This window comes from Nocardia sp. CA-136227 (assembly GCF_050955695.1).
Classification (GTDB): domain Bacteria; phylum Actinomycetota; class Actinomycetes; order Mycobacteriales; family Mycobacteriaceae; genus Nocardia.
The window spans coordinates 970126-980034 of sequence record NZ_CP192081.1; the positions used below are offsets into that span (position 1 = coordinate 970126).

The window sequence follows — 9909 nt, forward strand, 5'->3', positions numbered from 1 at the left end:
TCAAGTGTTGTCTGCCAACACCGTCATGGATCTCGGCGTACTCTGCGCTGATTCCGTGGCCTGACCTATGTCGTTAGCCAGGAGGATCTGTGCTTTCCGCCTTCGTGTCGGCTTTCCGGACCCCGGACTTACGGCGGAAGATTCTCTTCACGCTGGGACTGATCGCGCTCTACCGGCTCGGTGCGTCACTGCCCTCGCCGGGCGTCAGTTACAAGAACGTTCAAGAGTGCGTCAATCTGGTCAACGGCGGTGACTCCGCCGGTATCTACCAGCTGATCAACCTCTTCTCCGGCGGCGCGCTGCTGCAGCTGTCCGTGTTCGCGATCGGCATCATGCCGTACATCACGGCCAGCATCATCATCCAGCTGTTGACCGTCGTGATCCCGCGGTTCGAGGAACTGCGAAAAGAGGGTCAAGCGGGTCAGAACAAGATGACCCAGTACACGCGCTATCTGTCCGTGGCGCTGGCGATCCTGCAGTCGACCGGTCTGGTCGCGCTCGCCTCCCGCGGTCAGCTGCTGCGTGGCTGCCCCAAGGACATTCTCGACGACACCTCTATCTTCGGCATGATCATCATCGTGCTGGTCATGACCGCGGGCGCGGCCCTGGTCATGTGGTTCGGCGAGCAGATCACCGAGCGCGGCATCGGTAACGGTATGTCGCTGTTGATCTTCGCGGGTATCGCCGCCCGTATCCCCTCCGAGGGCAAGATGATCTGGGACAGCCGCGGTGTGGGCATCTTCGCCCTGGTCTGCGCGGCCGCCCTGGTGGTCATCGTCGGCGTCATCTTCGTCGAGCAGGGCCAGCGCCGGATTCCGGTGCAGTACGCCAAGCGCGTGGTCGGCCGGAAGATGTACGGCGGCTCCTCGACCTATCTGCCGCTGAAGGTCAACCAGGCGGGTGTCATCCCGGTGATCTTCGCGTCGTCGCTGCTGTACCTGCCGAACCTGCTGGCGCAGCTGACCCAGAAGAGCACGGGCAATCCGGCCAAGTGGCAGGAGCTGATCCAGAAGTATCTGGTCAACCCGAGCAACCCGGTCTATGTGGCGATCTACTTCGCCCTGATCGTGTTCTTCACCTACTTCTACGTCGCGATCACCTTCAACCCGGAGGAGCGCGCGGACGAGATGAAGAAGTTCGGCGGCTTCATCCCGGGCTACCGGCCGGGCAAGCCGACCGCCGATTACCTGAACTATGTCCTGAGCCGGATCACCCTCCCCGGCTCCATCTACCTCGGTGCTGTCGCTGTTCTGCCGAACTTGCTCCTCGGCATCGGAGCCTCCGGCGGCGTGACGAATCTGCCGTTCGGTGGTACCGCGGTGCTGATCATTGTGAGCGTCGGCCTCGATACCGTGAAACAAATCGAGAGCCAGTTGATGAACCGAAACTACGAAGGGTTCCTGAAGTGAGACTCGTACTGCTCGGACCGCCCGGCGCCGGTAAAGGCACCCAGGCCGAACTGTTGTCGGAAAAGCTCGGTGTTCCGCACATCTCCACTGGAGCCCTGTTTCGCACGAACATCGACCAGCAGACCGCGCTGGGCAAGGAAGCCCAGGGGTACATCGACGCCGGCAACCTGGTGCCGTCGGACGTGACCAACCGCATGGTCGAGGCCCGGATCGCCGAGCCGGACGCCGTCAACGGCTTCATCCTGGACGGCTACCCGCGCACCGTGGATCAGGCCGAGGCGCTGGAGAAGATGCTGAAGGGCATGGGCAAGGAGCTCGACGCCGTGCTGTCCTTCGTGGTCGACGAGGACGTGGTGGTCGAGCGCATGCTGGCCCGTGGCCGCGGCGACGACACCGAAGAGGTCATCCGCAACCGCATGCGCGTCTACCGCGAGGAGACCGAGCCGCTGCTGGTGCACTACGACGGCCAGGTCGTGTCGGTCGAGGGCGTCGGCGAGATCACCGAGGTCAACGAGAACGCGCTCAAGGCCCTGGGTCGCTGAATGGTCTTCGGCCGTAAGAGCAAGCGGGTGGTGCCTTTCCGCACCGCCGGTGAACTGGATGCCATGGCGGCGGCCGGCGCTATCGTCGGCCGCGCGCTGGTGGCGGTGCGCGACGCCGCCAAGCCCGGGGTTTCGACCCTGGAGCTGGACGAGGTGGCCGAGCAGGTCATCCGTGAGGCCAATGCGATCCCGTCGTTCAAGGGCTACCACGGCTTCCCGGGCTCGATCTGCTCGTCGGTGAACGACCGTGTGGTGCACGGCATCCCGTCCAAGGGCGACATCCTGTCCGAGGGCGATCTGGTCTCCATCGACTGCGGCGCCATCCTCGACGGCTGGCACGGCGATTCGGCGTGGACCTTCGGCGTCGGCACCATCATCGAGGCGGACCGCCTGCTCAGCGAGGCGACCAAGCTCTCGATGGAGGCCGGCATCGCCGCCATGATCCCCGGCAACCGGCTCTCGGACGTCTCGCACGCCATCGAGCAGGGCACCTACGCCGCGGAGAAGCTGCACGGCCGCAAGTACGGCATCGTCTCCGGCTACGGCGGCCACGCCATCGGCCGTGAGATGCACATGGACCCGTTCCTGCCGAACGAGGGCGCTCCCGGCAAGGGCCCCGAGCTGCGTGTCGGCTCGGTCCTGGCCATCGAGCCCATGCTCACCCTCGGCACCACGGAAACCCATGAGCTGGACGATCATTGGACCGTCGTCACCGATGACGGCTCCCGCGCCGCTCACTGGGAGCACACGGTCGCGGTGACCGAGAACGGTCCCCGCATCCTCACGCTGCGCCCGGAGTAACCCTCCGCCGCAATCCGCTTCCGCACCCGCCTCGGCCTCGCCGAGGCGGGTGCGGTCGTTTGCGCGGGTTACGATCGAGGTCGCAGTGGTCCAGGGGAGGGGATTGTCTTGACGGGTGTCGATGTGTCCGGCCCGACCACCGGAATCGCTCCGGCCCCGGGGGGTTCGCGGATCGCGGTGATCGACTTCGGTTCGGCGGCGTTGACCGTCGCGCTGCTGACGGCCTCGGCGGATGGCTCGGCACGGGTGGTCGACTCTCGGGAGCTCCCACCGGTTTCCGCCGGGGATCTGACGGAGTCGGGCCTGCCGCCGGTGGTGAGTGCCGCGGTCGATGTCCTGCGCGGCGCCGGTATCACCTCGCCGGACGACATCCATGCGCTGTATCTCGCGGGGTATGCCGCACATAATCCGGTGGTACAGCAGGCATTTCGGCCACTGTGCGCCGATCAGCGTGTGAAACAGTTAGTGCCGCAGCCGGTTCCGTTCGTGGGTCCTGGGCCGACGAGTCCGGTGGGTCGGCCGAACTCGAGATCGAATCTCCCGTTGATCATTTTCGCGGTCCTGGTGGTCATCGTGGTGACGGTCGGAGTCGTGGTCGCCATGGGTGGTGGTGACCGGCGGGCCGCGCCGGACTACCCCACGGTCCAGGTAGGGCGGGAGGCAGGGTCCAAGCAGGGGGTGGTCGACAGCGCGGACGGACGGCTGTACGTGGCGGACGATATGGCCAAGTCCGTAGCGGTGGTCGATACCGCGAATCACACCGTGGTCAGCACGATTTCCTTCCAGGACGAGATCGTGGGGATCGCACTCGATCCGGAGCTGCACCGGCTGTACGTCGCGGGGCAGGGCGATCGGGGTCATGCGCATGCCGCGATCCGGGCCGTGCTGTGGGTGGTGGACACCACGACGAACGGCGTGGTCGCCACGATCGAGACCGGTTCGGAAGGGCGGGGTGTGGCGGTCGATCCGGGCACCCACCTGGTGTACGTCACGAATGAGCGGTTCCTCGGGTACCAGCTGGACCCGAAGACGGTGAACGTCAATGCGGCAGCGACGCTTTCGGTGATCGATCCGCGGTCCGCGACCGTGGCCGCGTCGTTCGAGCTCGGGACGGCCGCCGGGGAAGTGCTGATCGATCCGGCTACCCGGGTCGCCTATGTCGCGGGTTCGCGCTACGACCAGGTGCGAGGGAGCGAGAACGGCGTCATCGTGGTCGACCTGGCATCGAACCAGGTCGCGGGACAGATCACCGTCCCGGATGCCGGTCTGGTCGGGATCGCGGCGGATTTCACCGCGAATACGCTCGTCCTGGTCGGCAGTGACGCGATCCGTCTCGCCGACACCGTGAGTCGGACCGTCGAGGCCACCCTCCGGGTGGTGGGCGCATCCGGTTCGATCGGCGTGGATCCCGTGCGGCACGTCGCGTATGTCGCCGACAATGGTCGGGACGGCTACCAGCTGCTGATCGTCGAACTCGCGGAACGTCGGCTGAGCGACGCCTCCATCGAGACGGGCATGAAGTTGCTCGTTGGTTCGGCCGTCGATCCGCGATCGCGAGCCATATACGCCTTCGTGGCCGGCATGGTCATGTTCGTCCCACCCCCGCAGTAATCCGGCTGGCGCGTGGGTCAAGGACGAGGAACTGGACGCCGCCACCGTCTCCATTCGCGCTGTCTGCCAAGGGAATTCCTTCAAGTCCGGGAAGTGACGCCATGAACCGCGATGTCCGCAGCCTGGTCCTGGCGGCCTTCACCCTGTTGCTCGGTGTGCTGGCCCTGGTGCTGACCACCAGCTGGCTCTGGCCCGGCGTGATCCTGGTCCTGGGGGCCATCGGTCTGATCGCCGCCTTGGTGACCCCAGCCCGCGAATCCTGAGCTACCGGCAGCCGGGCCCGAGGCTTGGGCGTGGCGTCCGAGGGCCGGGCGCGCGTCCTGGTTCTATGGGGCAATGGCCGAGAAGGTTGTTCTCATCACCGGGACCTCCAGCGGAATCGGACTGGCGGTCGCCGCGGCGGCGGTCCGGGCCGGGTACCGAACGGTCGCGACTCTCCGCAACCCGGACAAGGCGGGCCCGGTACTCGAAACCGGCGCCGACGTGCGCCGACTCGACGTGACGGACTCGGCCTCGATCACCGAGTGCATAGACGGCGTCGTCGCCGATTACGGCCGCTTGGACGCCGTCGTCAACAACGCCGGCGTCTCGGTGTTCGGCACGATCGAGCATCTGCCGATGTCGGAGATCCGGCGCGCCATGGACGTCAACTACTTCGGCGTCGTCGAGGTCACCCAGGCGGCCATGCCGCACCTGCGCGCCACCAAGGGCCACGTGGTGACGGTGACCAGTGTCGGCGGCGCGGTCGGCCAGCCCTTCAACGAGGCCTACTGTGCCGCGAAGTTCGCCGTCGAGGGCTTCATGCAGAGCCTGGAACCGGTGGCCGCCACCGTCGGCGTCGGCGTCAGCATCATCGAACCCGGCGCGGTGACAACGGAATTCGTCGCCAACGCGCGCATCGACCCGGCCGCCGCGATCGCGGAGGCGGGCCCGTACGCCCCCGCCCTCGAGGCCTACATGAACCGCACGCGCAGCGCCTACTCCACCGGCCAGACCGCCGACCAGGTGGCCGCTGTGGTCATGTCCGCCCTCACCGCCTACCCGATCGTCTTCCGCTGGCAGACATCGGACTTCGCCCGCTCCTTCGTCGCCTCCAGCCTCTCGGATCTGGACGGCTCCATCGTCGCGGGCATCACTTCCCACTGGCTCCGCTGACCCACGTCAGCGCGAAGTCAACCTTCCAGCAACAGCGTGACCGGACCGTCGTTGACGAGTTCGACGTGCATGTGCGCGCCGAAACGACCCGTGGCGACGGTCGCGCCGAGTTCGCGCAGCGCCGTCGCGAAAACCTCCACGAGTGGCTCGGCGACCGCGCCGGGCGCGGCCTGATTCCAGGACGGCCGCCGCCCCTTGGCGGTGTCGGCGTAGAGCGTGAACTGGCTGATGACCAGCACCGGTGCGCCCAGATCGGCCGCGGACTTCTCGCCCTCGAGAATCCGCAGCCGGAAGAGCTTGTCCGCCAGCGCCTTCGCCGTGGCCTCGGTATCGGTGTGCGTCACGCCCACCAGCGCCACGAGTCCGTGCGGCGCACCGTGCGCGGCGGGCTCGATCCGCCCGACCACCTCGCCGTCCACCGTCACCTGCGCCGCGCTCGCTCGTTGCACCAGTATCCGCACGGCAACCATCCTGGCAGATCGACCGTGAATTTCATTGCGCGCCATGGCGAGTTCACGAACGTAGGCTGTGCTGGAACCTTCAGCGGGCAAAGGCGGAGTGGACAGTAGTTAACGATGGCACCTGACAACAGTGAGAAGTACAAGGGCAAGGACCACACGGCTTTTCCGAGCCTGTGGGAGAAGGCTGGTACCGGCAAGCTGGAGTTCGAGCCGGGCGCGGCCGAGAAGGGCGCGAAAGCCGCGGCGAAGCTGATCGAAGAGCTGCTGTACTACCAGGGGATCATCGACGGCAATCTCAAATATGTCGGCAACATCGGCAATCTCGACTCGGGGCGCAAGCTGGCCGCGGCGCTCGGGAAGATGGGCGAGCACTACTCGGACGCGATGACCACCCACGTCGCGATTCTGCGGGACATGATCGAGACGTTCAACGCCGCGGGCCGGGCCTACGTCAATACCGACCACCTGTCGGCGGAAGTGTTGGGCCGCCTGAACACCAAAGCGCCGGACGGTCCCGCCAAGGACCAGTCGAAAGACGTGAAGATCGACATTCCCCACAAGTCGTCGCCCTATGCGGGCTCGAACTCCGCCGAGGACAACTACCCGGACAAGCTGAAGAACTGGGTCGGGGACAAGGGCAAGGCCAAGGATCCCGTCTCGGTCACGGCGGAGACCAAGAACTTCATGCAATGGGGGATGCTGTACTCGCTCGGCACCTCGCTGTCCCCGGACCCCTACAACAACGCGTATGAGCTGTACAAGCTGTTGAAGTCGCGCGTCGAGACCTCGCTCAACAACTTCAAGACCGAAGTGCAGGGTCTGCAGGGCGAGTGGCACGGTGAGGGCGCCGCGGGAGCGCAGAGTGCGGTGCAGCGCTATTACGAGGACTTCCAGCCCATGATCGACACTCTCGACTACTCGGCCCAAGTCATGAGGTACGTCAGCCGCTGGATGCTGTGGACCAAACATGTGATGCCGACGAGCCCGACACCTCCGGATCCGGATCGCGCGGTCGGCGATCAGAGTCTCGAGCACAAGCGCGACCTTTACGAGCAGCACTACGGCCAGGGCCTCGATCACACCGCCGGCGCACTGCCCGGCGTGCCGTCGCCGCGAACGGTTGATGGGCCTTGGCCGGTCGTCAACCCGCCGGCGGACAAACCGGCGGATAAGCCCGGAGATAAACCGGGCGATAAGCCGGGAGACAAGACCGGCGATAAGCCTGGGGACAAGCCCGGAGATAAGCCTGGGGACAAACCGGGGGACAAGCCGGGCGATCACCAGGGTGGTGGCAACCAGGGCGGCGGCAATCAAGGCGGCGGCAACCAGGGCGGCGGCAATCAAGGCGGCGGCAACCACGGTGGTGGCAACCAGGGTGGCGGCAACCAGGGTGGCGGGAACGGCAACCACGACAAGAAGAACGACCAACACAACAAAAACGACAAGCACGATAAGAACGGCAACAACAACCAGCAGAAGCCGAACCAGCAGAACCCGAATCAGCAGAATCCGAATGGGAACAACCCCAACGGTTCGAACCCGAACGGCTCCGGTGGCAACGGCGGCAACCCCAACACGAATACGCCACAAGGCACTTCACCGAGCGGCTCGGGCAACTCCGACACGTCCCAGCTGACCAGTGCGCTGACTCAGCTGGCTTCGGGTATGACCCAAGGCATCTCGACGCTCTCGCAGCAGTTGCCGCAATTGGTCCAGCAGTTGCAGGCCGCCGTGCACTCGAGCGACATGTCCACGCTGGCGAATCTGCTGGGTGTGCCGGAGGACAAGGTGACCTCCGCGTTCGCGGCGATCGAGAAGGACCCGGCGAAGCTGTCGCAGTTGTCCCACCTGCTCGGTCTGACCCCGGACACGCCTGCCGCGCCCGCCGCCCCCGCGGCCGGGTTGCCCGGCGACACCGCTCGGATGGGCAGTGCCGCTGCGTCCCCGATGGTGGGTCACGCGATGGTGGATCCGTTCGGGGGCCTGACGAATCTGTTCGGCCCGCGGGCTGGTGTCGACAGCGGTTTCGTGATGCCGGAGGCCGGTGTGGCGGCAGGGTCCGCCGAGGGCGCGGTGGCCACGTCCGCGTCCGCGGCCGGTGCCGACCCGGTGCGCGAGGTGGTGGACTTCTTCCGCGAGATCGCGCATCCGGCCGCGCCGGCCGTTGAAGGGTCCGCGGTGGTCGAGCCATGACCTGGCAGTTCACCGACCTCGAGTTCAAGGTGCTGTGCAATCGGTATCGGGAGGGTTCGACGCCCGCGCCGTTCGTGTACACCTGCCGGACAAGTGATGCCGACGAATATCGCCGGCAGCTGTGGGCGGCGGAGGACGAGCTCGATCAACGACTCGACTCGACCTTCCGGCCGGTGTTCGAAGCGGTCGCCAACCCCGAGGTGATGGTGGTGGTGTACGGCTGGAACGATGCGGACCTCGACAACCCGGAGGCGTATGTGCGGGTGCACGGGGTCCGTCGTGGTCGCCGCGCCTGTGTGCTCGTGCAGCAGCCCGGTGAGTCGCTCGAGCACAGTACCGGTGTCACGCTGATCGAGTGTGAGCCGGAGGAGTTGGCACAACTGTTGGTGGCGCAGCTTCCGGAGGTGCCGGGCGGCCGGTCGCCCGCGATCCCGATCGTGGACGAGCAGGTGGCCGTGGATCCCTATGAGGCGCCGCGTGCTTCGGCCTTCGACAGCTTCGAGGAATCCGTCGAGACGCCCGGCCTGCGTTTTCTGTCGAGCCCGACCGATCAGGCCGGGCGGATGCAAATCCTGCAGGCCCGGTCGAAGTACGGTCCGCGGGGTGTCGCCATGTCGCGGCTGGAGTGGCGGGACCTGCCCGGCGACGGACGCTATGTGATCGATCACGACCAGGAGTCGAAGTTCGCGACCGGTATGGACGGCCGAAAGCTCGCGGGTTACATCGATATCAGCATCGCGCGGATTCTCGAGCATATGGAATCCCGTGGTGAACAGGACGAATTCGTGTGATTCGGGTAGGGGCGCGGCGGTTCCGCACCGCCGTGCCCCACTGGAATCGGCACTCGCCGTTCAGCTTCCGGCTACTACCTGGTTGCCAACGCCTGACAGGGTTTCCTCCCATGAGCGGTCGGCTGGAAGCTTACGAGGATCTGTTGACCAAGGCGGCTGGTCGGACGGACAAGGTGCGCGACGGCATCGAAAAAGTCGTGAGCACACTGACTTCCGCGGCCGACGGGCGGGGAACGCCCTGGGGGAACGACACGCTCGGCGGCAACTTCGCCGATGGTGAGCAGGGGTATCTCGCCAGCCGCAAGAACATCATCGAGGGCGCGGACAATATGGCCGGGACCTTCGGCAACTTCTCGGACGGCCAGCTGAAGGCCGCCGCGGAGTTGAAGAAGATGGATCACGGCAACGGCGACGGGTTCGAGTGACCGATCATGGTGAATGAACGGGCCAAGGCCGACTTCTCGGATATTCTCGACGACTTCCGCGATCAGATGCGCACCATCACCGGGTTGCAGCAGCAGCGGGCGGCGATCACCGCGTCCGCGAGTGTGCGCGGCAAGCGGGTGACGGTCACCGTCAATGCCGATGGCACGGTGATCGAGACCAAATTCGCCTCGGACATCGACGATCTCGACTATCAGGAGATCGCCAAGGCGGTGACCGAGGCGGCGCAGCAGGCGTCGGCCGAGGTGGCGCGGCGTAGCAGGGAGATCATGGCCCCGGTGTCGCAGAACCGCAATCGGCTGCCCAGGCTGTCGGAGCTGGTGCCCGACATGCCGGATCTGTCGGAGGCGCTGCGGATCCCGGAACCGCCGGTGGTGTCGACCGCGCCGCCCAAGGCGCCGGAACGTCGTGCGGCGGACCCGGATTCGGATGACGCGCGGCGAAATCGTGGTGGGGCCACCGATTCCGGATGGTGACACCGCCCCTACCGGTGGGCTAGCGG

The 9909-nt window shown here is 66.1% G+C and carries 11 protein-coding genes; 10 read left to right on the forward strand and 1 reads right to left on the reverse strand.

All coding sequences use genetic code 11. The annotated features are described in order from the left end of the window. Positions 1-89: 89 nt before the first annotated feature. From secY to ACQP06_RS04475, 6 genes are all read left to right on the forward strand, one after another. Entirely contained in the window at positions 90-1409 is a 1320-nt protein-coding gene (gene secY, locus ACQP06_RS04450; protein WP_357089100.1) for a preprotein translocase subunit SecY, read from the forward strand. After that, the gene (locus ACQP06_RS04455; protein WP_433670652.1) at positions 1406-1951 is read left to right on the forward strand and encodes an adenylate kinase; all 546 of its coding nucleotides are present in this window, start codon (positions 1406-1408) and stop codon (positions 1949-1951) included. Before secY ends, ACQP06_RS04455 begins: the two co-directional genes overlap by 4 nt. Next, the gene (gene map, locus ACQP06_RS04460; RefSeq protein ID WP_357089095.1) at positions 1952-2752 is read left to right on the forward strand and encodes a type I methionyl aminopeptidase; all 801 of its coding nucleotides are present in this window, start codon (positions 1952-1954) and stop codon (positions 2750-2752) included. 108 nt (positions 2753-2860) lie between these two features. Beyond that, a complete protein-coding gene (locus ACQP06_RS04465; RefSeq protein ID WP_433670653.1) occupies positions 2861-4363 on the forward strand; it encodes a YncE family protein in 1503 nt (500 codons plus the stop codon). Positions 4364-4464: 101 nt separating this feature from the next. After that, entirely contained in the window at positions 4465-4626 is a 162-nt protein-coding gene (locus tag ACQP06_RS04470; protein WP_433670654.1) for a hypothetical protein, read from the forward strand. Between the two features lie 73 nt (positions 4627-4699). Next, complete coding sequence (locus tag ACQP06_RS04475; protein ID WP_433670655.1) at positions 4700-5518, forward strand: SDR family NAD(P)-dependent oxidoreductase; 819 nt, start codon at positions 4700-4702, stop codon at positions 5516-5518. A 17-nt stretch (positions 5519-5535) separates the two neighbouring features. Here the strand turns inward: ACQP06_RS04475 and dtd are convergent, their stop codons facing one another. Continuing rightward, on the reverse strand, positions 5536-5979 hold the full coding sequence (dtd, locus tag ACQP06_RS04480) for a D-aminoacyl-tRNA deacylase (protein ID WP_433670656.1): 444 nt from the start codon (positions 5977-5979) through the stop codon (positions 5536-5538). Between the two features lie 114 nt (positions 5980-6093). On the opposite strand from dtd, the gene ACQP06_RS04485 reads away from it, so the two are divergent. The 4 genes from ACQP06_RS04485 (at position 6094) to ACQP06_RS04500 (ending at position 9883) form a co-directional block, all read left to right on the forward strand. Then, entirely contained in the window at positions 6094-8172 is a 2079-nt protein-coding gene (locus ACQP06_RS04485) for a hypothetical protein (RefSeq protein ID WP_433670657.1), read from the forward strand. Beyond that, positions 8169-8963 carry an ESX secretion-associated protein EspG gene (locus ACQP06_RS04490; protein WP_433670659.1) on the forward strand — a complete coding sequence of 265 codons (795 nt, stop codon included), beginning with the start codon at positions 8169-8171 and terminating at the stop codon, positions 8961-8963. The genes ACQP06_RS04485 and ACQP06_RS04490 overlap by 4 nt, the downstream gene beginning before the upstream one ends. 110 nt (positions 8964-9073) lie before the next feature. Next, a complete protein-coding gene (locus tag ACQP06_RS04495) occupies positions 9074-9388 on the forward strand; it encodes a hypothetical protein (protein ID WP_357285181.1) in 315 nt (104 codons plus the stop codon). A gap of 6 nt (positions 9389-9394) precedes the next feature. Then, positions 9395-9883: a YbaB/EbfC family nucleoid-associated protein gene (locus ACQP06_RS04500; protein WP_357089079.1), complete on the forward strand. Its 489-nt coding sequence runs from the start codon at positions 9395-9397 to the stop codon at positions 9881-9883. The last annotated feature ends 26 nt before the right edge of the window (positions 9884-9909 follow it).

Bases quoted from the DNA above. Each gene is read 5' to 3' on its own strand.
- ACQP06_RS04475 (WP_433670655.1), top strand. From the start codon at position 4,700: ATGGCCGAGAAGGTTGTTCTCATCACCGGGACCTCCAGCGGAATCGGA.
- ACQP06_RS04495 (WP_357285181.1), top strand. From the start codon at position 9,074: ATGAGCGGTCGGCTGGAAGCTTACGAGGATCTGTTGACCAAGGCGGCT.
- map (WP_357089095.1), top strand. From the start codon at position 1,952: ATGGTCTTCGGCCGTAAGAGCAAGCGGGTGGTGCCTTTCCGCACCGCC.
- ACQP06_RS04485 (WP_433670657.1), top strand. From the start codon at position 6,094: ATGGCACCTGACAACAGTGAGAAGTACAAGGGCAAGGACCACACGGCT.
- ACQP06_RS04490 (WP_433670659.1), top strand. From the start codon at position 8,169: ATGACCTGGCAGTTCACCGACCTCGAGTTCAAGGTGCTGTGCAATCGG.
- ACQP06_RS04500 (WP_357089079.1), top strand. From the start codon at position 9,395: ATGGTGAATGAACGGGCCAAGGCCGACTTCTCGGATATTCTCGACGAC.
- ACQP06_RS04470 (WP_433670654.1), top strand. From the start codon at position 4,465: ATGAACCGCGATGTCCGCAGCCTGGTCCTGGCGGCCTTCACCCTGTTG.